Source organism: Lentzea albidocapillata subsp. violacea, from assembly GCF_900100275.1.
Classification (GTDB): Bacteria; Actinomycetota; Actinomycetes; order Mycobacteriales; family Pseudonocardiaceae; genus Lentzea; species Lentzea violacea.
Genome location: NZ_FNET01000007.1, coordinates 18,520 through 39,951 on the forward strand (window position 1 = coordinate 18,520; position 21,432 = coordinate 39,951).

Genomic DNA, 21,432 nt, shown 5'->3' on the forward strand with positions numbered 1-21,432 from the left:
GCTCACCTGTGTTCACAGTGCGCCAAACACAGCTCAGAGGTGGAGGTCGATGCTGTTGCCGTTGCCGATGCCACCGTCGAGGATGTCGATGTCACCGATCTTGACGTCCCCGACGACCTGGCCGAGGTCGTTGTGCACGTCGCCGACCTGCACGACGTTGTGCACCACGTTGTCGGTCACGTCCACGACGTCCTTCACGTCGAGGTCGACCGAGCCGGCGACGTCCTTGACCAGCACGTCGGAGTCCAGGACGTCCTTGACGAGCACGTCGGTGTCGAGGTCCTTGACGACCACGTCGGTGACGTTGTCGACGTCGACGACGTCGGTCACCTTGGAGACGACGGCGTTGTCGTGGGCCACGCCGGAGACGTTCGAGACGACGTCGCCGGCCGTCAGCACGGTGGAGTCGAGGGTGCCGGACACATCGCCCAGGCCGGAGAAGTCGCCGGTCAGTGCGGTGATGGCGGAAGGAGCGGAGACGCCGGTGGTGCCGGTGATGCCCTCGACGTTGCTCGCGATCAGCGTCAGCTGGTCGACGGCGGGCAGTTCGCCGCAGCCGGAGAGGACCTCGTCGATCGCGCCGGTGTTCGGGACGGACGCGGCGTCGAGCACCAGCGGCAGGATGTCCTGGACGTCGCCGGGGGTGAGGTCGCCCAGACCGGCTGCCTCCAGGGCGGCCAGCGGGTCCTGCTGAAACGCCTCGCGGGCGTCGAGGTCGGTCAGGAGGCCGAGAGTGAAGTCGTGCAGGGTGGTCTGTTCGGTCTGCGCCTCGGTGCCACCGGTCTGCACGCTGGTGTCACCGGTCTGGGCCGTGGTCGGGCCGGTCTGCACCGTGGTGGTCTCGGTCTGCTGCATGGGACTCAGGCTCCTGTAGGTGGATCGGGGGATGTCGTGTTGAACCGTATGGATGAACGACATCCCCCGGCATCGGGAGTTGGCCCCAGATCGTGACGTAGCGAGGTCCTTAGGGGATCGGGTTCACCCGTTAGGGGAGCGGGGATTTCACCCTGTAGGGCTGATTTTTACCCATCAGGGTCCGACGTAGTTCTCCGCGAAGGTGGCGCGGTAGGCGGGAGACTCCGCCAGGTGCTCCAGCCTCGCCTGGGCCAACCGTCCGAAGAACGGCGAGCTCACGTCGGTGTGGATCATGTTCACCATCCACTGGGAAAATTCCTGTGCCCGCCAGACGCGGCGCAGGCAGTCCTCCGAGTAGGTCTTGAGACCGGTCTCGGATCCGCTGGCGTAGAAGTCGATAAGCGCACGTCCGAACGTTGCGGCGTCGTTCATGGCGAGGTTCATGCCCTTGGCGCCGACCGGTGTGATGATGTGGGCTGCGTCACCCAGCAGGTAGAGCCTGCCGTACGACATCGGCTCGACCACATGGCTGCGCATGTCGAGAACGCGCTTCTCGATGATCTTTCCCTCGGTCAGCGCCCACGACGAGTCGTGCAGTGTGAAACGTTTGTGCAAAGCTTCCCAGACCTGTTCGTCGGACCAATCCGAAGCCTTGGTCCCGACCGGTACCTGAAGATAGAAACGGGATATCGTGGGAGACCGCAACATATGGCCGGCGAATCCGTCTTCGTGCAGCGCGTAAATGATGGCTTTAGTCGATGGAGGGGCTTCCGCGAGAATGGCCAGCCATTCGATCCCGTGCTGGTGCGAGAATTCTGAGAGCGCTCCCACAGGAATGGACGGACGGCTCACGCCGTGAAACCCGTCGCACCCGGCCACGAAGTCGCTCGTGATGGTCTCCCGGACCCCGTCTGCGCTGGTGAAGGCCACTGATGGACGAGAGGACGTCAGCTCCCGCAACTCCACGTCGCTGACCGAGAACCGGATGTCACCTCCTCTGTCCAGAAATCCCCCGATGAGGTCCTTGACGACTTCCTGCTGGGGGTACACGTAGTGTTCGCGGCCGCCATAGAGGTCGCTGTACGACACCTGGAACGCCTGGCCGCTCACGCGGAATTCACACGTTCCGTGACGGTCTGCTTCCATCAGCAAACGATCTGCCAGACCGAGCGACTCCAACATGGTCACGGAGCGGTGCTCCAGGACTCCTGCCCGTGCTCGTGTTTCCACTTGAGCTCGACTGGCCTTTTCGAGCACGACGCAGTCGATACCTGACTGCTGGATCAAGTTTGCCAAGGTCAGACCGGCCGGCCCTGCGCCGACAACGGTCACGGAGCGCTTCAACTGGGGTTCTCCTAGCGCTAGACCTGCTGTGCTTAGATGCTCACCGCAGGTAGTTGACTGGAACCTGCTCGTGTCGGTCAACTGGGGTCTTTTGGAGCAGCGTCATTACTCTGAGTGGTTGACCGTCGCGATCCCCCCCCGCAACGACGACACCGCTCCGACAGGAGAGTGCTCCCGATGACTCGAAGAGTCCGCCGTATGGCCATCCGTGGCATCGCCCTTGCCACGCTGCTCGCCACCGTGGCGAGCTGTGGTGCGCTCGGCGGCAAAGAGCAAGCACCCCCGGCTGATGCGAACAGCAGCGGTCCGGTCGAGAAGGCCAAGATCAGCCTGGGGGTCCTGCCGATCCTCGACGTGGCGTCCGTCCACGTGGCGATCAAGAAGGGGTACTTCAAGGCCGAAGGCCTCGAGGTCGACCTCAAGATCATCCAGGGTGGGGCCGCCGCGATCCCCGGCCTGGTCAGCAAGGAGCTGGACTTCACGTTCGGCAACTGGGTCTCGTTCTTCGCCGCCCAATCGAAGGACGCCGCCAAGGCGGTCGACGGAATCAAGCTCATCTCCGACGGCTACCAGGCGAAACCCGACATGTTCCTGATCCTGGCGGGCGGTGACTCGGCCATCAAGAGCCCGGCCGACCTCGCCGGCAAGACCATCGCGATCAACACGTTCAAGAACATCGCGGAGCTCACCGCGAAGGCCACGCTCGAGGCCGCGAACGTGGACGTGAACTCGGTGAAGTTCAAGGAGATGCCGTTCCCGGACATGCAGGCGGCGGTCCAGAACAAGACCGTTGACGCGGCCTTCATGGTCGAGCCGTTCATCACCCGCGCGCAGCGCGCCGCCGGTCAGATCAAGGTGCTGGACGCCGCGTCCGGCCCGACCGACAACATCCCGATCGCGGGCTACGCGACCACCGGCGCCTTCGCCAAGGAGAACCCCAAGACCGTCGCCGCCTTCCAGCGCGCGATGGCCAAGGGCCAGGCCGAAGCCGCCGACCGTCCCACGGTCGAGCCACTGCTCGTCGAGTACGCCAAGGTCGACAAGGAAACCGCAGGTCTTGTCCACTTCGGCGCCTTCCCGACGACGCTCGACGCCACGCGTCTGCAGCGCGTCGTCCAGCTGATGCAGCGGTACCAGATGCTGGACAAGGAGCTCGACGTCAGGCCGATGCTCATCCAGCCCTCCGGTAGTTGACGAACAGCGCGGGTGGCTGTGATCAGGCCGTGATCACGGCCACCCGCGCGACCGTTTCCTCCAGATGAATTATCGTGCGACGGCCGTTTAGCCGCGCAGCTCAAAGTTGTTGATTCTCGAACCACTGTTTTGTCGTCCGAACGGCGGTATGAGAACAGCGCGTTTTACTCCAAGATCCACCAGGTTTGCAGCTATTAAACGGGGCGGGGAGTGTTGACGGTGCGCGGTCGTGAGGACCAGCGAGGCATCGACCGGTTCCGCCTACGCAACTGGCGGTTGCGGAGCAAGCTCGCAGTGGTGTTGCTAGTTCCGGCTCTGAGCACCGCGACGCTCGCGGGCCTGCGCCTGAACACCCAGCTCGACGACGTCGAACTCTTCGGCAACGTCCAGCGCGAGCTCGCCGTGAGCCACCAGGCGGCGAGGGTGGAGAACGCTCTACAGGTCGAACGTGACTGGGCGGTGCAGTGTGTGGCCGCCGGCAGGCAGAACGCGTGCCCGGAGCACGCCGCCAAGACGAATCTCACCGATACGGAACTGGGCAGGTACCGGGATACGGGCGCGACGGCCACGGCCTTGAGCGCGCCCTTGCGGGAGACGTTCACCAAGTCGCTGCAGTCGCTCGACGGACTGGCGAGCTTGCGCGTGACGTTGCTGACCACCAAGTACCCGGACGTCGCGGTGATCAGTGCGTACAACCAGATCATCGCCTCGCTCGGCACGGTGCACCGCGCCGCGATCTCCAGCCTGAGCGAGCCGGAGATCGTTCCGCTGGTGGCCGCCGCGCAGGCGCTCTACACGGCGCAGGAGCAGCTCGGCCAGCAGAACTCGCTCCTGACGTCCACCGCGCTGCGCAGGGGCTTCGCGCCCGGCGCCGCGGACGAGCTGCGTGCCGCGCAGTCGCGTCTGGACGCGGCGTTCAACGAGTTCAACGACGCGGCGTCGCCGGCGAACAGGCAGAAGTTCCAGGACGTCGTGTCCGGTTCGTCCGTGGACGGTCGCAACCGGCTCGTGCGGCTCGCGCTCGCGCAGGACTTCGAGCGCAAACCGGTGTCCATCACGGACGCCGAGGTCCTCAAGATCGGCCAGGACACCGCGAACCTGGTTCGCGAGGTCGCGACCCACGTGGAGGCTCAGGCCGACGCGACGACCACGCGCCTTGCCGACACGGCTCGTTCGGACGCCTGGCGTGACGCGGCACTGGTCGCCGTCTCGCTGCTGATCGCGTTCGGCCTGATGGCGATGGTCGCCCAGTCGATGCTGCGGCCGCTGCGCGTGCTGCGCCGCAGCGCGCTCGACGTGGCCCGCAACCAGCTGCCCGAGGCGATCAAGCGAATCCGTTCGCACCGCGACCCGGAACGCGCCGCGGAGGAAGCGATCGTCCCGGTGCCGCTCAACACGACCGAAGAGGTCGGCCAGGTGGCACGGGCGTTCGACCTCGTGCAGCGCGAAGCCGTCCGCCTCGCCGTCGAGCAGGTGGCACTGCGCGCGAACGTCAACGACATGTTCATCAACCTGTCGCGGCGTTCGCAGGCGTTGGTGGAGCGGCAGATCAACGTGATCGACCGGCTCGAGCAGGACGAGCAGGACCCGGACCACCTGGCGTCGCTGTTCGAGCTCGACCACCTCGCCACGCAGATGCGCCGCAACAGCGAGAACCTGCTCGTGCTCTCCGGCACGACGGTCAACCGCCGCGTCACCCGCCCGGTCGCGATCGCCGAGGTGCTCGGCGCCGCGGTGTCCGAGGTGGAGAAGTACGCGCGCGTCCAGATCGCGCCGACGCCGGAGCTCATGGTGCAGGGCCGCGTGGTCAACGACCTCGCGCACCTCGTCGCCGAGCTGCTCGACAACGCGACGGCGTTCTCCAAGCCCACCACCAAGGTGACGGTGCGGACGATAGAGACCCGCAAGGGCGAGGTCGCGATCCGCATCCACGACCGCGGCGTCGGCATGCAGGAGAACGACGTCGTCGAGTTCAACGCGAAGCTCGCCGAGCCGCCGGAGGTCGACGTCTCGGTGGCCCGCGAGATGGGCCTGTACGTGGTCGGCCAGCTCGCCAAGCGTCACGAGATCCGCGTGACGCTGGCGAACAACGACGACATCGAGGGTGGCGTCACCGCGCAGGTGATCCTGCCGATCTCCCTGCTGCACAAGGGATCGGTGCCCGCGCTGCCGTTGCCGGCCGCGTCGCTGCCCTCCGCGGCCGAGTCCACCGGCACCGGTGAGGCCCTGTCCGGTGTGCCGAAGTGGACGCCGGAACACCCGGTCGTCGTGCCGTCGCCCGCCACCGAGGACGAGAACTCCGGCCGGCACCGCATCGAGCAGACCTCGACGGACGGCCTGTTCACCGCGCGGATCGAGGCTTCGGAAGACGTCGCCGAGGACGGGTACTCCTACGAGCCGCCGATCGAACGCCCGACCGATCCCGCCACGGAGATCTTCCCCGCGATCGTCGACGAGCCGCTGATCTCGCACGACGACCTGTCGAGGTGGTTCAAGACCCCCTCGGCCCCCGAACCCTCCCTCAAGGACGTTCCGCCGGTGGAGCCGGAACGCGCCGAGCACCACGAGGAGGACGCGGAGCCCGCCACCGTGAACGGCCTGCCCAAGCGGCACCGTTCGGCGGACACCGTCAAGATCGAGGCGCCGACGGCGGTGCCGCGCGCGGTCGCCGACTACGCCGAGTCCGACTGGGGAGTGGCGGACGAAGGCTGGAAGGCCGCGGGCGCGCTGGACAAGGGCACGGCCGCGCAGACGACGGAGAACGGTCTGCCCAAGCGCGTCCCGAAGGCGCGCCTGGTCCCCGGTTCGCTGCCGAAGCCGACGTCGCCCGCGCCCCAGCTGTCGACCGCCGCCATCCCCGGCCGGTCGGCCGACCGGCTGCGCCAGCGGTTCGCCACGTACCAGAAGGGTGTCCAGATGGGCCGTGAGTCGCTCTTCGACTCCGCCGTCGGAGGCATCCCCGTGATCGCAGAAAGGGAACGCCAGTGACCACCGCGACTGAGGAACTGGACAACTTCAGCTGGCTGGTCGAGGACTTCGTCAGCAGGGTGGCCGGTGTCGCGCACGCGATCGTGGTCTCCGCCGACGGCCTGTTGCTCGCATCGTCCGATCGACTCCCGCACGACCGCGCGGAGCAGCTCGCCGCCGTCTCGTCCGGACTGGTCTCCCTGAACCTCGGCGCGGCGCGCTGTTTCGAGGCGGGTGAGGTCAAACAGACCGTCGTGGAGATGGAACGGGGCTATCTTTTCCTGATGTCCATCAGCGACGGGTCCTGCCTCGCCGTACTCGCCGCACCCAACTGCGACATCGGGCTCATCGGCTACGCGATGACCCGGCTGGTGGAGCGGGTCGGTCTTCAGCTGACGCCGGAGATCCGGGCCCAGCTGCACGTTTCCATGCGCGCCTGAGTAGAGAGAAGTTCCCATGAGCAACGGTGCTCCGGGTCGTCCGGGGTCACCTGGGGCCGGCCTGAACGTGATGTCGTCGAAGATCGTCGTCGCGGGCGGGTTCGGCGTCGGCAAGACGACGTTCGTCGGGTCGGTCTCCGAGATCACCCCGCTGACGACCGAGGCCGTGATGACCCAGGCATCGGTCGGTGTCGACGACCTGTCGGCGGTGCCGGACAAGGTGACCACCACGGTGGCCATGGACTTCGGCCGGGTGTCGCTGGACAAGGACCTGATCCTGTACCTGTTCGGCACGCCCGGTCAGCACCGGTTCTGGTTCATGTGGGACGACCTGGTCCGCGGTGCGATCGGTGCCGTCGTCATGGTCGACACCCGCAGGATCGACGAGGCGTTCGCGCCCATCGACTTCTTCGAGGACCGCGACCTGCCGTACGTGATCGCGGTGAACTGCTTCGACGGCCTGATGCACCACCGGGCGGAGGAGATCCGGGACGCGCTGACGATCTCGGCATCGGTGCCGATAATTCCGTGCGACGCACGGAACCGGCAGTCGACGAAGCAGATCCTGATCGCACTGGTGGAGCACGCGCTGCGCCAGCCTTCGTTCGCCTGAAACCCGCCTCCCGCGGAAACCGGGGCCGGTGCCACGCGCACCGGTCCCGTTCGGCCTTCCGGTCCATAAGAACCAGCCGCGTGTGAAGAGTTATACCTCCGTCCGGCGGCGGCCTGTTCGGCGCAGGAGAACGCGGGAAATCCGTTGGTAGGGCATGTTTCCGCTCGCCAGGCCACGCGCCGGTGCTGCCGGCGAGCTGATCACCGACGAAGTCTCTTGATCGTGGCAGCGCCGCTTCACACTTGACGCTTCTTGTGCGGCAACGGTGCGGCGATACAGTCGGGACGCAATTACCCTGCATTGCGAGGAGATTCCTGTGTCCCTGCGCAAAACAATTGCCGTGGTCGCCAGTGCCGCCGCCCTCTCGGTCGGTCTCATCGGCACCGCGGAAGCCGCGCCCCGTGTCATCACCTACAACTCGTCCGGCGCCGCCGAGTTCGTGGCGGCCGTCGACGCGGGCGCGAACGTGTGGAACACGCAGCTTCCGAACACCCTCAACCTGAGGAAGGTCACCGGCCCCGCGCACGTCACCATCGTCGCGGACAACGGCTGGCCCCGCGCCCAGACGACGAGCCTCGGCCGAGGCCGGATCTGGATGGGCCGCCTGGCGGTCAACGAGGGCCACGACACGATCCGGATCGCGGCGCACGAGCTCGGCCACATCCTGGGTCTGCCGGACCGCCGGACGGGTCTGTGCACCGATCTGATGTCCGGTGCCAGCGCCGGCACGTCGTGCAAGAACCCCAACCCGAACGCCGCGGAGAAGGCCCAGGTCGTCCGGAACTTCGGCCGCACCGTGACCGTCAAGGCGGAGACGTTCCAGGACGCTGCCTAATAAGCTCGTGAGTGGTTGTGGTCTCCCTGACGGCCACAACCACTCACGGCGAGACCACCAGGTCCACGCCCAGCGCCTGCAGCTCGTCCGGATCGCCCGGCCCGCCGATCACGTGCACGCCGGCCGACCGCAGCAGCGGCACCATCAGAGCAAGGCCCTGGCGCGCCAGGCGTTCCGACGGCGGCCGTGCCAGCCGGACACCCCACACCGGCGCGCGGTCCACAGTGGACAATCCGGCGAACCCGCCGCCGAACTCGTGCAGCAGGACGTGCACACCCATGTCGTGCAGCACTTCGAGGTTCTCCTCGCCGTCGGGCATCGACCTGACGTCCAGCGCCAGGAACAACGACGAGGCCGGGAACGAACTGGCCCGCAACGTCGACCGCACGTGCGCCGTGAGGTCCGGATGCCGCGACTGGTCCCTGGACAGCCGGATCAGGGCCGGCTCGCCGCGCGAGCACGCGTCCCGCAGCACCAGCTGCCCGAGCCGGGACGCCAGTCCGAGGGCGTCGGCGTAGGCCACGACGTCGTCGTGCCGGGTGGCACCCCAGCGCACGGACGCCTCCACGAAGGCCGGCGGTCCCGAAACCCACGACACCGGCGCGTACTCCACGGAGATCTCGCCGTTCTCGAAGGCACCGGGCATCGCCGCGATGCGCGCGAATCTGGCCCGGTCGACGGCGTCGGCCTCGTGGTCGTAGATGCCCCACTGCCGCTTGCCGCCGGTCTCGGCTCTGCGCAGCGTCGAATGCGCGCGCCGCAGCACGGCCGTGGGATCGACGCCGGGACCGGAGGTGTGCACGAAACCGATCGACGTCGACACCGCGACACCGGCGCCCTCCAGGTACACGGGCTCGGAGAGTTCCTCGTCGATCATCGCCGCCAGCGCCGCGACGTCGGGCGATCCGTGGATCAGCACCACGAACTCGTCGCCACCGACCCGCGCCACCACCGCGTCCGGCAGCACGACCCGCAGCCGCCGCGCCACCTCGACCAGCACGGCGTCGCCCGCCGCGTAACCGAGGCCGTCGTTGACGATCGTCAAACTGTCGACGTCCAGGTAGCCCAGCGTGTACGGCTCGCCGGACGCCGTCGCGGACTCCAGCTTGTCGGTGAACGACGCCCGGTTCGGCAGCCCGGTCAGCAGGTCCGTCAGCGACTGGTGCCGCAGCCACTCCTGGAGCATGCGCTGCTCGGTGACGTCCTCGATCAGCGCGACGTGGAACTTCGGCAGCCCGTCCGAGCCGCGCAGCACGGACAGGACGACGTTCGCCCACACCGTGTCCCCGTTGCCGCGGGCCAGTTCCCACTCGCGCCGGTCGGTGTCCACAGAGGACGCGAGCAGCCGGTGGCAGGCCGCGGCCAGCGCGATCGCGTCCGGCTCGGCGAACAGTTCCTTGGGCATCTCCTCGTGGCCGAGGATGGCGGCCAGCGCCTCGTTCGCCTCCACGACCGCGCCCTGCAGGTCGAAGATCGCGATGCCCACCGCGGTCGTCGCGAAGACCTGGGCGAACCGGGCCTCGCTGTCGTGCAGGTCGCGCTGTGCGTCCTCGACGGCCTTCAGCAGCGAGTCCTTGACCTTCTCCTGCTCGGCGAACAACTGGTCGCGCGTCGCCCGCACGTAGCCCGCCGCCAGCGCGCCGAGCACCTCGGGCGAGAACTCCCCGCCGAGCACCTCCAGCGTGCGGCGCAACGAGTCCGGTCCGGTGAAACTCCTGCGCACCAGCCATTCGCCGATGGCCACCGCCGCCTGCCCAGCACGCAGCCGGGCGGCGTGCTCGTCGAGGTGCTGCGTCAGCTTCCGCCTCGACATCGGCGAGTACGCGCTCTCGATCAGAACAGCCGCCCAGCGCTGTGCGAGGGGCGAGGCGGACATCAGGGCTTGCGACCCACCGCCGCGTAGAGGTTCGCCTTCGACGGCTCGTCACCGACGTCCTCGGGGGTCTCCGGCCGCCACTGCGGCGTGAACACGATGCCGGGCTCGACGATCTCCGTGCCCGCCAGCATGTCCGCGACCTGGGCCTTGGTGCGGGGCGTGATCGGCTCCGCGGTCTTCGCGAAGATCTCCTTACCGGCCGCCATCGCCGCCGGCATGCTGTCCGCGGTGAAGTGCGACAGCGCCAGGTACGACCCGGACGGGAGAGACTCCACGTAACGGGCCAGCACGCCCCACGGGTCGTCCGAGTCGGGGATGAACTGCAGCACACCGACGACCAGAAGCCCGATCGGCCGAGAGAAGTCCAGGTGCTGAGCGGCCTGCGCCACGACCTTCTCCGGTTCGCGCAGATCCGCCAGCAGCGCCGTCACGTTCGGCTCGCCCGCCAGCATCAGCTCGGCGTGCGTGATCGCGACCGGCTCGAAGTCGACGTACACGACCTTCGACTCGGGCGAGACCTCGTGCGCGACCTCGTGCACGTTGCCGACGGTCGGGATGCCCGAACCGAGGTCGATGAACTGCCGGATGCCGAGATCCGCCAGTTCCAGCACCGCGCGGCGCAGGTAGGCGCGGTTGAGCCGCGCCATGCCCCGCACCGGAAGGACCTTGATCAGGGCTTCCGCCGTCGCGCGGTCCGCCTCGAAGTTGTGCCCGCCGCCGAGCAGGTAGTCGTAGATCCGGGCGGAACTCGGGACGTCGACATTGACACCTTCCGGAACCCAGCTGACTCGATCGACCACAGCAGCACACCTCTCGCGATGCGAATTCTGAGCATCGACAACCCTACTGGCCGCAGATGTGGGCCGAACGAATGAATTACCCGTTCACACGAATGTGAGTCAGAGGATGAACCAATCGGTGCAACCACTTGCGAACCGGAACTTCACCGGTCCTCGTGGTGCGACCCCCATGACGAACATCCCCAGCTCGTCGACCGCCGCGGTCTCGTGGTCGCCGTCCGGCGTCACCAGCGTGACCGGTCCGGTCGCCGGCATCAGCTGACCGGTGACCCCCGCCGCGGACACCTCGACCTGCAGCATCACGCCGTCCGCGTCGAACACCAGCTGCCGCGCCGTGGCCGTCGACCGGGCACGGGCGAACAGCGTGTCGTCCAGCACCGAGTCGTACGACGTGATGAGCAGCAGCTCCTCGTCGATGTTCCGCCAGGTGAACGCGGCCTTCGCGGCCTCCACGAACTCCGGCGGGACGTCGTCCTGGGGTGTGCTCAACGCGTCACGCAAGGCGTCGAGCAGTACTTCGTCACTGTCCCAGTCGTGCCGCACCCAGCACACCTCCTCTCTTCACCGGCGATCCGAGGAACGCTGAAAGCGCAGTGGTCTTCCGCAACTTCTCCAGGCACCGTATCCGCGTCGGGCCGATGCTGCCGACCGGCATCGCGAGCTCTTCGCTCACGACCTGGTAGCTCGGCGGCGGATCCGTCATCAGCTTCTGCAGCAACCGCTTGCACTGGTCCGTGAGCTCGGCGAACCCATCCCGCAACGCCTGCCGCCGCTCCACCGCCAGCAGCTCCGCCTCCACGTCCGCGTCCGCCTGCTCCGCCTCCAGCGCGTCGGATTCGGACAACGGGTCGTAGAGGTGCGTCCGCTGCTGCACGCGCAGCACGCGCAGGCATTCGTTGCGGGTGGTCGTCATGATCCAGCCCGGCAGTGCCTCCGGCTCGCGCAGTCGTCCGATCTGCTCCACGAGCCGAAGCCACAGCGTCTGGTTCACGTCGGCCGCATCCGCAGGGCGCAGCCGGTGCTTGTAGATCACCGACACCACCAGCGGCGTGTAACGGTCCACGATCTCGTTCCACGCCGACTGATCGCCCTCGGCCGCCGCGCTCACGAGCGCGGCGATCGGGGATGCAGAACTCACGTCGACTCCTTGCGGTCACAACTGGCGGAGGCCGAGGTTGCCTCCCAGATACAACTATTTGACAAAAACTCCGTAACCGGAGTGGAACTCCGGACCGGCCAGCAGCTTGTCACGCGCCTGACGTGCGTCGATGCCGTCTGAGACCATGGTGGCGGCGATCCGGCCGGTGACCAGGGGAGCGGCGAACGACGTGCCGTACCAGTACGCCCACAGCGCGAACGGCGTAGCCGCGGCCTCGCCCGGCAGCTGCCACTCGCCCTTGAGGTAGGTCGAGGCCCGGTTGCCGATCGCGCACGCGTCGACCCAGTGACCCCAGTTCGAGTAGAAGGCGGGGCTGATCGAGCCGTCCCGTTCCTGCTGGGCGGCGGCGACGGCGGTGACCCCGCACAGTGCGGCGGGCCAGCTCGGCCGCTGCGTGCCCTGGTTGCCGGCGGAGGCGACCACGACGATGTCGGCGGGCAGCGCCTCGATGGTGCGCCGCAACGGTTCGGAGGCCACGTCGTCCGCGGTGAAGCAGCCGAGCGACAGGTTCAGCAGGTTGATCTTGTGCTGGCCCAGCTCGGTGATCTTGCGGCAGACCCGTTCCTCGTCGCCGAAGCCGTTCGGGTCGAGGCCGATCTCCGGGTCGAACGTGACGCCGGGCGCGGCGTTCTGGATGACGCCCGCGACGAACGTGCCGTGCCCGCCCTGCAGCGCGAAGTTGTCGCCGCTGCTGTAGGCGGCGTCGACGTCGTCGGCCTCCTTGGCGTAGCGGCCGTCGAACCACTCGGAGTGCTCGCTGTCGGCATCGGAGGAGATGCCGGTGTCGACGATGCCGACGCGGACGTCCCTGAGGCGCTCGTCGAACTTCGGCGCCGAGACCGGGTCGGCCGGGTAGGGCCGGTCGCCGGGGTTGCCCATGACGAGGCCGCCGTGACCGACGATCACGTGGTGCGGCTGCACGAGCGGCACGCGCTCGTTCGGCCAGTTCCGCTGGTCACGCAACAGGCGGACAATGCGCGGAATGTCCTCCTCGTTGTTCGGCAACGTCAATCGCGCCAAACCGGCGAATCCTTCGCCCGGCCGGGCGATGATGTTGTTTTCCCGGAGCTTTTCGACCACGCGTTGTTGGTCCTCGGCACCGACGAGCAGCTGACCGGGCCGATAAAGGAATTCACGCCCGCGTTCGGCGTGGAAGCTGATGGTCTTGTCCTCGGCGATGAGCTGCAGGAAAGCTCTTTGGTAAAGCTCCGCGCTTGCTGGCGTTTTCGACACCACGGCCTCACTAAAGCAGCGTTGACGGACACCCCGACCGAGCTTGATCAAGCTACCACAGCCGATAAAGTGTCGCCGTGACCGACTTTTGTGCGGAGGACGCGCTGGAGGCCAGGCAGCGCAACCCGCGCGCGGCCGTGGAGATGGCCCGTGCTGTCCTTCGCGCGACGGAAGATCGTTCGGAATGGTCGATCGCCGAGCGCGCGATCGGCCTCGCGCTGCGGGAGATGCACGACTTCCCCGGCGCGGCCCGGCACCTCCGCCGCTCGATCAGGATCGCCTCCGAGGCGTCGCTGCCCCGGTTGTCCGCGCTGGCCCAGATGAGCCTCGCGTGGGTGCTCGCCTACACGGGCAGGCAGAAGGCCGCGCTGACGTTGCTGGACGACGCCATGCCGGAACTGACGGGCGCGGACTCGGTGGCCGCCCTGATGCAACGCGGTGTCGTCTTCCACTACCTGACGCGGTACGACGACGCGCAGCGCGACTACACGGCCGCCATCGCCGGTGCGCGACGAGTGGGGGACCAACTGGTCGAGGCGCGCGCTCTCAACAACCGCGGCCTCGTGCGCGCGTACGTGGGAAACATGCGTGAGGCGTCGGCCGACTTCTCGCTGGCGGCTTCGTTGCTGGGGGAGCTGGGCCAGGAGCTCGGCGTCGCCGACGTGCACTGGAACGCCGGCATCATGGCGACGCGCGGCGGTGACGTGCCCGCCGCGCTGACGTTGTTCGACAAGGCGGAGGAGGTCTACCGCCGCCTCGACGTGATGCGCCCGGTGCTGCTGGTCAACCGGTTGGAGCTGCTCGTCTCGGTGCCGCTGCTGGACGAGGCCCGCGCCGCGGCCGACCGCGCGATTCCCGAACTGAAGGCGCTGAAGAACCCGCTGGGCGTCTCGGAGGCCCTGTACTTCCGCGCCCGCATCGCCCTGCTGGACGACGATCCTTCCGCGGCGCATTCGTTCGCCGCCGAGGCGCGCCGCCGGTTCCGCCGCGAGCAACGCCTGCTGTGGGCGGCGGGCGCGCGTTACCTGGAGCTGCACGCGGCCGTGCTGCGCGGCGACCGCTCGCGTCCGCTGCGCCTGGCGCTGTCGCGGGTCGCCTCCGAACTGGACGCGATGGACTGGCGGCTGCCCGCGCTGGAGGCCCGCATCGACGCGGGCCTGGTCGCCGCGGACCTGGGCCACCGCGCGCGTGCGGTCGCCGAGCTGTCGGTGGCGGCTGCCGCGCGGCTGCGTGGCCCGGCCGGTCTGCGCGTACGCGGCTGGTACGCGGAAGCGTTGCGCCGCAAGCTTTCCGGCGACGTCCGGGGGACGTCGTCGGCTCTCCGGCGGGGCATCGGCCTGCTGGACGAATACCGGGTGTCCCTGGGTGCCGCCGAGCTGCGCGCGTCGGCCGGCGTGCAGGGCCAGGCTCTCGCGCTGGAAGGCCTGCGGCTGGCCGTGGCCTCCGGCAACGCCGCACGCGTGCTGTCGTGGACCGAGAGCTGGCGCGCCGGCGCGCTGCGGATGAAGTCCGTGTCGCCTCCCGACGACCCGCGCCTGGAGGACGCGCTGGCGTCGTTGCGCGCGGTGGCGGCCGACGTGGAATCCGCTGTGCTGGCCGGAAAACCCGCGGGCGCCCTGCGCGCCAAGCTGGTGCGCTCCGAGCAACGTGTCCGCGACCTGACCCGCCAGGTGTCGGGCGAGGTCTCCGTCTTCAAGCCACCGTCGGTCCCGTCCCTGGTCACCGCCCTGGGTCCGGCGGCGCTGATCGAGTTCGTGGAGGACGACGGCACGCTGATGGCCGTCGTCCTGGCCGGAGGCCGTGCCTCCCTGCATTCCCTGGGGGCGGCGGAGGGCGTGGTCCGCGAGATCCGCCTGCTCCGCTTCGCCCTGCACCGCCTGGTCACCCTGCCGCCCCACTTGCCGAACCTGGCCGTGGCCCGCTCGTCGGCGTCGCACGCCGCCGCACTGCTCGCCCGCCGCCTGCTGGACCCGCTGGCCTCCCGCATCGACGGCCGCCCGCTGGTCGTCGTGCCCACCGGCGCGCTGAACGGCCTGCCGTGGGCCGTCCTGAACCGCCAGGTGGCGGTCGCGCCGTCCGCGTCCGTCTGGCTGCGCGCCACTTCCGTGCCGGACGCCTCGGGCGAATCCGTGCTGGCCGCCGGGCCGCGCATGGCCGCCGCCTCCGCCGAGATCAAGGCCATCAGTGCCCACGTGCCGGGCCGCGTCCTGGTGGGCGGCGAGGCGACGGTGAGCGCCGTGGCGTCCGCAATGGACGGTGCCGCGCTGGCCCACATCGCCGCCCACGGCTCGTTCCGCGTCGACAACCCGCTGTTCTCGGCCCTGGAACTGGCCGATGGGCCGTTGACCGTCTACGACATCGAACGCCTGCGTCAGCCGCCTACGCGGGTGGTGCTGTCGGCGTGCGACACGGGCCAGTCGGCCGTTCGTCCCGGCGACGAGCTGATGGGGTTCACGGCGGCGCTTCTCGGCCTGGGCACGCGGACGTTGATCGCGCCCGTCGTGCCGGTGCCGACCGACGGCACGGCGCCGGTCATGGTGGAACTGCACCAGAAGCTGGCCGCCGGGATGGCTCCGGCCGAGGCGCTGGCTGCGGTGCAACGCGCTGCAGTGGACGACGCCGCCTACGCCGCTGCCGTCGGCTTCGTGTGTTTCGGCGCGGGCTAGGTCCTACTTCGCTCAAGAGGCATTCCAGAACGCCTGAGTTTCGCTTATGGTTGCTCGTCATGACAACGAGGTCGTGGTGGGGCTGGGGCAACGTCGAGGACGCCGTCACCCCGGAGGAACGCCGTGCGCTGGTCGACCGGGTCCGGGCGGTGCTGCCGGACGCGGACCTGACGTTCCACGAGCCGCCGGACCCCGCCACGCTCGACCTGCCCGCTTCGCGGATCGAGCCGATCTACTCGACGGATCCGGTCGACCGGCTCGCGCACGCCCGCGGCCAGGCCTACCGCGACGTCACCCGCAACCTCGCCGGTGACATCGGGCCGCTGCCGGATGCCGTCGCCCGGCCGCGCACCGAGCAGGACGTCGTCGACGTGCTGGACTGGTGCGGGTCGAACGACGTCGCGGTGATTCCCTTCGGTGGTGGCACTTCCGTCGTCGGCGGGGTGGAGCCGCGTGACCTCGACCGGGTGGTGACGCTGGACCTCTCGGCGCTGGACCAGGTGCTGGAGGTAGACCCGGTCAGTCGTGCGGCGCGCATCCAGGCCGGGGTGCTGGGGCCGTCGCTGGAGGCACAGCTCAAGCCGCACGGCCTGACGTTGCGGCACTTCCCGCAGTCGTTCGAGTTCTCGACGCTCGGCGGCTGGCTCGCCACCCGCGCGGGCGGCCACTACGCCACGCTCTACACGCACGTCGACGACCTGACCGAGTCGCTCAGGGTCGTGACGCCCCAGGGGATCAGCGAGTCGCGCCGGTTGCCGGGGTCGGGCGCGGGGCCGTCGCCGGACCGGCTCTTCCTGGGCTCCGAAGGCACCCTGGGCGTGATCACCGAGGCGTGGATGCGCCTGCAGGAGCCGCCGGTCCACCGGGCCGGGGCGTCGGTGCGGTTCGCGTCGTGGGAACGGGCCGTGGAGGCGACCCGGCTGATCGCGCAGTCCGGGCTCCACCCGGCGAACTGCCGTCTGCTGGACCCGGCGGAGGCGTTCCTCAACGCCGGGTCGCCGTCCGCCGTCCTGGTGCTGGCGTTCGAGTCCGCGGACCACCCGGTCGACGCGAAACTCGCGCGAGCCCTGGAACTCTGCGGTGACGGCGAGGTCGTCGAGGGCGCGGCGCAGCAGTGGCGGAAGTCGTTCCTGCGCATGCCGTATCAGCGGGACGCGATGGCTCAGCACGCGATGATCACGGAGACGTTCGAGACGGCCTGCACCTGGGACCGTTTCGCCGAACTGCACGCGGCGGTCACGGAGGCGGCGACCAAGGCGCTGCGCGAGGTGTGCGGCATCGGCATCGTCACGTGCCGCTTCACCCACGTCTACCCGGACGGCCCCGCGCCCTACTACGGCATCTACGCGCCGGGCCGCTGGGGCAGCCTCACCGCGCAGTGGGACGAGATCAAGGCCGCGGTCTCCGAGGCGCTCATCGCGGCGGGCGGCACGATCACGCACCACCACGCCGTCGGCCGCGACCACATGCCCTGGTACACGCGCCAACGGCCGGACGTCTTCGGCGCGGCCCTGTCCGGTGCCAAGACCGCGCTGGATCCTCAGGGCCTGCTCAACCCCGGCGTCCTCACGACACGACCGACCTGAGGATCAGCGCCGCGATGAACACCAGCGTGAAGGCCAGGTCGAGCCCGAACCCGCCGAACCGCACCGGCGGCAACACCTTGCGCACCGGCGCGAGCACCGGCTCGGTGACGCCGTGGGTCACCCGGCGCACCTTCCACACCCAGTCACCGCGCGCCTGGAAGGTGACCGCCCAGTCCACGATCATCCGGCCGATCATCACGAGGATGAACAGCGTCAAGAGCCAATAGAGCAGCCAGCCGACCAAGCCGAACAAGATGGCCTCCTTACGTCCTGTACGTCCATGAAGCCACACGAAACTGAGAGGCGCCTGGCAACTCGCTGAGACAGTATTCAGCGCGTGGCGTACGACGAGGGCCTGGCCCACCGTCTGGGCGAGTCGCTGGGCGACCTCCCGGACCTCGGCACGAAGAAGATGTTCGGCAGCCTGGTGTTCATGTGGCGAGGAAACATGCTGGTAGGCGTGCTGAACTCCGACCTGATAGCGCGCGTGGGCCCCGAGGCGCAGGCCGACGCGCTGGCCCAGCCGGGCGCCCGCGTCTTCGACTTCACCGGACGGCCGATGAACGGCTGGGTGGTCGTCGACGGCGAGGCCGTGGCGGAGGACGAGGCGCTGGAGGACTGGATCGCGCGCTGCCGCGAGTTCGTGGAAGCGCTACCGCCGAAGTGAGCCGACACTGAATAGAACGCCCTCGCGGGTAGGCTTCGACCGATGACTGCTGAAGACATGCTCGCCGTCGCCGTAGAAGAGGCGCGGACGGGACTCGCCGAAGGCGGCATCCCGATCGGCGCGGCACTCTTCGACGCGGACGGCCGTCTGCTGGGCAGGGGCCACAACCGCCGCGTGCAGGACGGCGACGCCTCGATGCACGCGGAGACCTCGGCCTTCCGCAACGCCGGTCGTCAGCGCAGCTATCGCGGCACGACGATGGTGACGACCCTGTCGCCGTGCTGGTACTGCAGCGGCCTGGTCCGCCAGTTCGGCATCTCGCACGTCCTGATCGGCGAGGCCACGACGTTCCACGGCGGCCACGACTGGCTGGCTGAGCACGGCGTCGGCATCACCGTCGTCGAGGACCCGGCGCTGGTCGAGCTGATGACGACGTTCATCGCCGAACGCCCCGAGCTCTGGTACGAGGACATCGGCCAGGATTAGCCTGAAACGCATGGCTGCTGTGCTGATCGCCGGGGCGGACGAGGACGCGGAGATCGCGCGCCGGCTCGTTCTCGCCGGTCACACCGTCCGGTTCGCGCCGCTCGACGGTGCCTCGGCCGGGTCGCTGGACTCGCTCGACGTGCTGGTCAACACCGGCGGGGCCGCGCAGGAGACGTTCGAGGGTGCCGTCGAGAGTGCCGCGCGCGTCCTGCAGACCTACCTGCCGCTGCTGCGACGGTCCGCTGTCGTGGTGAACGTCAGTGGCCCCCGCGACTCGCCGTCCGCGGCGGCGGTCAACATCGTCACCGTGCAGTACGCGAAGGCGTTCCCGCGGATGCGGATCAACGCCGTCGAGCAGGACGCCGGCGCCGTCGTGCGGATGGCGCAGGTCGGACAGGACGGGCCTACCGGCGGCTACTTCGACGCGACGGGTGCCCGGCCCTGGTGATCAGGACGAGTAGCGCTGCGCTGCCTCGTCCGCCGTCTTCACGATCGTGAACACCGCGTCGAGCCCGGTCGCCTCGATGGGCCGCAAAGCGGCTCGGTTCGACGCCACCACCACGAACTCGACGCCGGCCTTCGACGCGCGCTGCTGGCCGAGGACCAGGGCCTCCAGGCCGGCGGATCCCAGGAACCGGACGCCGCCGAGATCCACGACGACGGCCCGCAGGCCTTCCGCCACGTGAGTTTCCAGCGGGCCGGTCAGCGCACCGCTGGAGGTGGTGTCGAGCTCGCCGGACACGCGCAGCACGACGACGTCGGGGGCGAGCCGGTCGACGACCACCGTGGCCAGAGCTGTGGGGTCAGGCACGTGATCTCCTTCGTCAGCTGTCAGCACCCCACGTTAACCCGGCTGGAGACCGGCGGTCGACGGCACCTCAGCGAGGTGCGACCTGCCTGCAGGGAAGCGTGGACGTGCTGGGTGAGGCGGGCGTGCAGTTCGTGGCACGCGGTGAAGCCGAGGCGGACGTCCTCCGGCGGGCACTGGACGGGCAGCAGTTGCGCGAACGGGTCACCGCCGATCGTGTCGACCGCGGTGAGGAAGCCGACGAGGGCCCCGACGAGCCGCCGGTGCAGACCGAACAACGACAGCGCGTTCGCCAGTGCGAGGGTCGGGGCGGGCATTTCGTCGACGCCGGAGAACGGGTCCAGGTCGCGTAGCGTCACGGTGAACAGCACCGAGTGCGTGCGCTCGGAACGCGTGCCGTAGGCGTCGCCCTGGATGTCGCGCAGCACCGAGCGCATCTCGCGGCGCGGCTGCCAGAACGCGTGGTGGCCGCGCAGTTCCGAAAGCCCCTCGTCCGACAGCGCGACGGGTGAGGTGACCTCGGTCAACGACCGCAGCGCCGTCTCCCAGCGGGTCTCCAGGGCCGCGTGGAACTGGGCCAGCGCCGGGTGGTCCTCCCAGCCGGTGGCGACGTCGTCGAAGCCGCGCATCCGCAGCTCGTAGCAGATCCACAGCGACAGCTGCAGGTCGTCGTCCTGCCAGGCTTCCCTTGTGCCGCCGCTGACGAGCAGCGCGGGCTGCGGCGGGGGCGGCAGGCGCAGCGCTGAGACCAGGGCTGAGCTCATGTGGCCGCGGGGGCCGGGGAGGCGCATCAGGTTTCCTCACGCGTTCGGGCGATCAGCATGTCCACAAGGGACTCGGGGTCCGGGTAGCGTCGTTGCCGAGCGGCACCGCAGCCGTTGTGGCGCAACCAGTCCAACTGCTGCTCCACAGTAGACAGAGTGCCGCGATCGCGCAGCGCGACCGCGACGTGCTCGACGAGCGACACCGCCCGGTCGAACGCGGGGGAGAGTTTTCCGGTGTGTGGATCGGCGGCCAGTCCGTCGACCCCGTCGCGCGACGCCCGCCAATATGCCGCTCGCAGCACGGAATCGTCCACCCGCTGTTCGGAGGGTTCCGTCACGACGAGGGCCCGGACCAACTCGGCGAGGACCACGACTTCCGTTGCCAGCTGCGGGATGTCCGCGACGCGCACCTCGACGGTCGGATGATCGGCGGACGGGCGGACGTCCCAGTACACCATCGCCCTGTCCATCAACGCTTCCGAGCTGATCAGCGCCTCGACGGTCCGGTCGTAGTCGGCGGGGCCGTGCCAGAACGGCGGCGGCCCGCTCACCGGCCAGCGCGACCACACCATCGACCGCCAGCTGGCGTATCCGGTGTCCTCTCCCTGGGAGTACGGGGAGTTCGCGCTCAGCGCCAGCAGCGTCGGCAGCCAAGCCCGCAGCTTGTTCGACGCCGCCAGAGCTTCGGAGCTCGAGGAGACACCGACGTGCACGTGCAGTCCACATGCACCCGTTCCGGTCACGAGCCTGCGATGGGAGTACTCGATCCGGTGATAGCGCGCGTCATCCGATCCGGGAGGGGGCCCGGCTTCGCCGATCGGCGGCATGCCCGTCGCCACGAGCCGGCACCCTGCCTCGTCGGCGGCGTCCACGAGCACCCGGCGGCCGAGCCGGACCTGATCGGACAGTTCGCCGAACGAGGAGGTGACGCCGGTGGCGATCTCGATCTGGAACGGCGTGAGCTCGCCCTGCACGTCGAGGTCTCCCGGCGCGCGGGAGATCTCCCTGACCCGGGGTGCCAGTGCCACCGGCCGCCGCGAATCGGGATCCACGAGCAGGAACTCCTGTTCCACACCGACCGTGTAGTGATTCATCGGCGAGCGGGTACCCGCGTTTCATGCTGATCAATCCCGGGGTGC

The 21,432-nt window shown here is 69.0% G+C and carries 22 protein-coding genes; 11 read left to right on the forward strand and 11 right to left on the reverse strand.

Features of this window, described 5'->3' with window-relative positions; all coding sequences use genetic code 11:
• Positions 1-33 precede the first annotated feature (33 nt).
• Together BLR21_RS42535 and BLR21_RS17285 are read right to left on the reverse strand one after the other, a co-directional pair.
• On the reverse strand, positions 34-855 hold the full coding sequence (locus BLR21_RS42535) for an IniB N-terminal domain-containing protein (RefSeq protein WP_090006860.1): 822 nt from the start codon (positions 853-855) through the stop codon (positions 34-36).
• Between the two features lie 174 nt (positions 856-1,029).
• A complete protein-coding gene (locus BLR21_RS17285) occupies positions 1,030-2,199 on the reverse strand; it encodes a 4-hydroxybenzoate 3-monooxygenase (protein WP_090006861.1) in 1,170 nt (389 codons plus the stop codon).
• Positions 2,200-2,376: 177 nt separating this feature from the next.
• On the opposite strand from BLR21_RS17285, the gene BLR21_RS17290 reads away from it, so the two are divergent.
• From BLR21_RS17290 to BLR21_RS17310, 5 genes are all read left to right on the forward strand, one after another.
• Positions 2,377-3,393, forward strand: coding sequence for an ABC transporter substrate-binding protein (locus BLR21_RS17290; RefSeq protein WP_090006862.1), 1,017 nt, complete (start codon positions 2,377-2,379; stop codon positions 3,391-3,393).
• Between the two features lie 219 nt (positions 3,394-3,612).
• Positions 3,613-6,381, forward strand: a complete 2,769-nt coding sequence (locus BLR21_RS17295; RefSeq protein ID WP_256334741.1) for a sensor histidine kinase — start codon at positions 3,613-3,615, stop codon at positions 6,379-6,381.
• A complete protein-coding gene (locus BLR21_RS17300; RefSeq protein ID WP_030468876.1) occupies positions 6,378-6,800 on the forward strand; it encodes a roadblock/LC7 domain-containing protein in 423 nt (140 codons plus the stop codon). The genes BLR21_RS17295 and BLR21_RS17300 overlap by 4 nt, the downstream gene beginning before the upstream one ends.
• A gap of 16 nt (positions 6,801-6,816) precedes the next feature.
• The gene (locus BLR21_RS17305) at positions 6,817-7,413 is read left to right on the forward strand and encodes a GTP-binding protein (RefSeq protein ID WP_090006864.1); all 597 of its coding nucleotides are present in this window, start codon (positions 6,817-6,819) and stop codon (positions 7,411-7,413) included.
• Positions 7,414-7,729: 316 nt separating this feature from the next.
• The gene (locus BLR21_RS17310) at positions 7,730-8,248 is read left to right on the forward strand and encodes a snapalysin family zinc-dependent metalloprotease (RefSeq protein ID WP_256334742.1); all 519 of its coding nucleotides are present in this window, start codon (positions 7,730-7,732) and stop codon (positions 8,246-8,248) included.
• Between the two features lie 43 nt (positions 8,249-8,291).
• On the opposite strand, the gene BLR21_RS17315 is transcribed toward BLR21_RS17310, so the two are convergent.
• The 5 genes from BLR21_RS17315 to BLR21_RS17335 all read right to left on the reverse strand — a co-directional run bounded on the left by BLR21_RS17315 (position 8,292) and on the right by BLR21_RS17335 (position 13,013).
• Positions 8,292-10,124, reverse strand: a complete 1,833-nt coding sequence (locus tag BLR21_RS17315; RefSeq protein ID WP_090006865.1) for a diguanylate cyclase domain-containing protein — start codon at positions 10,122-10,124, stop codon at positions 8,292-8,294.
• Entirely contained in the window at positions 10,124-10,924 is an 801-nt protein-coding gene (locus BLR21_RS17320) for an SAM-dependent methyltransferase (RefSeq protein WP_090006866.1), read from the reverse strand. Before BLR21_RS17320 ends, BLR21_RS17315 begins: the two co-directional genes overlap by 1 nt.
• 99 nt (positions 10,925-11,023) lie before the next feature.
• Positions 11,024-11,467: a hypothetical protein gene (locus tag BLR21_RS17325; RefSeq protein WP_090006867.1), complete on the reverse strand. Its 444-nt coding sequence runs from the start codon at positions 11,465-11,467 to the stop codon at positions 11,024-11,026.
• Positions 11,445-12,062 carry an RNA polymerase sigma factor gene (locus tag BLR21_RS17330; RefSeq protein WP_090006868.1) on the reverse strand — a complete coding sequence of 206 codons (618 nt, stop codon included), beginning with the start codon at positions 12,060-12,062 and terminating at the stop codon, positions 11,445-11,447. The genes BLR21_RS17325 and BLR21_RS17330 overlap by 23 nt, the downstream gene beginning before the upstream one ends.
• Before the next feature lie 54 nt (positions 12,063-12,116).
• The gene (locus tag BLR21_RS17335; RefSeq protein ID WP_256334743.1) at positions 12,117-13,013 is read right to left on the reverse strand and encodes a S8 family peptidase; all 897 of its coding nucleotides are present in this window, start codon (positions 13,011-13,013) and stop codon (positions 12,117-12,119) included.
• Here BLR21_RS17335 and BLR21_RS43800 point away from each other — a divergent pair.
• The 3 genes from BLR21_RS43800 to BLR21_RS17345 are packed head-to-tail and all read left to right on the forward strand — an operon-like array spanning position 12,975 to position 17,568.
• Positions 12,975-13,397 (forward strand): hypothetical protein, encoded by a 423-nt coding sequence (locus BLR21_RS43800; protein ID WP_256334744.1) that lies wholly within the window; start codon positions 12,975-12,977, stop codon positions 13,395-13,397. The genes BLR21_RS17335 and BLR21_RS43800 overlap by 39 nt on opposite strands.
• Positions 13,394-15,982 carry a CHAT domain-containing protein gene (locus BLR21_RS17340; RefSeq protein ID WP_256334745.1) on the forward strand — a complete coding sequence of 863 codons (2,589 nt, stop codon included), beginning with the start codon at positions 13,394-13,396 and terminating at the stop codon, positions 15,980-15,982. Before BLR21_RS43800 ends, BLR21_RS17340 begins: the two co-directional genes overlap by 4 nt.
• Before the next feature lie 59 nt (positions 15,983-16,041).
• Positions 16,042-17,568: an FAD-binding oxidoreductase gene (locus BLR21_RS17345; protein WP_090006869.1), complete on the forward strand. Its 1,527-nt coding sequence runs from the start codon at positions 16,042-16,044 to the stop codon at positions 17,566-17,568.
• On the opposite strand, the gene BLR21_RS17350 is transcribed toward BLR21_RS17345, so the two are convergent.
• Positions 17,549-17,821, reverse strand: coding sequence for a YggT family protein (locus BLR21_RS17350; RefSeq protein ID WP_030476244.1), 273 nt, complete (start codon positions 17,819-17,821; stop codon positions 17,549-17,551). The two genes, BLR21_RS17345 and BLR21_RS17350, sit on opposite strands and share 20 nt — an antisense overlap.
• Before the next feature lie 84 nt (positions 17,822-17,905).
• On the opposite strand from BLR21_RS17350, the gene BLR21_RS17355 reads away from it, so the two are divergent.
• Genes BLR21_RS17355 through BLR21_RS17365 form a run of 3 tightly spaced genes read left to right on the forward strand, consistent with a single transcriptional unit; the run spans position 17,906 to position 19,169 of the window.
• The gene (locus BLR21_RS17355) at positions 17,906-18,235 is read left to right on the forward strand and encodes a TfoX/Sxy family protein (protein ID WP_030476245.1); all 330 of its coding nucleotides are present in this window, start codon (positions 17,906-17,908) and stop codon (positions 18,233-18,235) included.
• A 42-nt stretch (positions 18,236-18,277) separates the two neighbouring features.
• Positions 18,278-18,721 (forward strand): nucleoside deaminase, encoded by a 444-nt coding sequence (locus BLR21_RS17360; RefSeq protein WP_256334746.1) that lies wholly within the window; start codon positions 18,278-18,280, stop codon positions 18,719-18,721.
• Positions 18,722-18,731: 10 nt separating this feature from the next.
• The gene (locus BLR21_RS17365) at positions 18,732-19,169 is read left to right on the forward strand and encodes a Rossmann-fold NAD(P)-binding domain-containing protein (RefSeq protein WP_090006871.1); all 438 of its coding nucleotides are present in this window, start codon (positions 18,732-18,734) and stop codon (positions 19,167-19,169) included.
• Here the strand turns inward: BLR21_RS17365 and BLR21_RS17370 are convergent, their stop codons facing one another.
• From BLR21_RS17370 to BLR21_RS17380, 3 genes are read right to left on the reverse strand one after another with little or no spacing between them, the layout of a single operon-like run.
• Positions 19,170-19,532, reverse strand: coding sequence for an STAS domain-containing protein (locus BLR21_RS17370; protein ID WP_176929672.1), 363 nt, complete (start codon positions 19,530-19,532; stop codon positions 19,170-19,172). It lies immediately after the preceding gene.
• A gap of 20 nt (positions 19,533-19,552) precedes the next feature.
• Positions 19,553-20,320 (reverse strand): iron-containing redox enzyme family protein, encoded by a 768-nt coding sequence (locus BLR21_RS17375; protein WP_090006873.1) that lies wholly within the window; start codon positions 20,318-20,320, stop codon positions 19,553-19,555.
• Positions 20,320-21,387 (reverse strand): carboxylate-amine ligase, encoded by a 1,068-nt coding sequence (locus tag BLR21_RS17380; protein WP_090006874.1) that lies wholly within the window; start codon positions 21,385-21,387, stop codon positions 20,320-20,322. The genes BLR21_RS17375 and BLR21_RS17380 overlap by 1 nt, the downstream gene beginning before the upstream one ends.
• Positions 21,388-21,432: the final 45 nt, after the last annotated feature.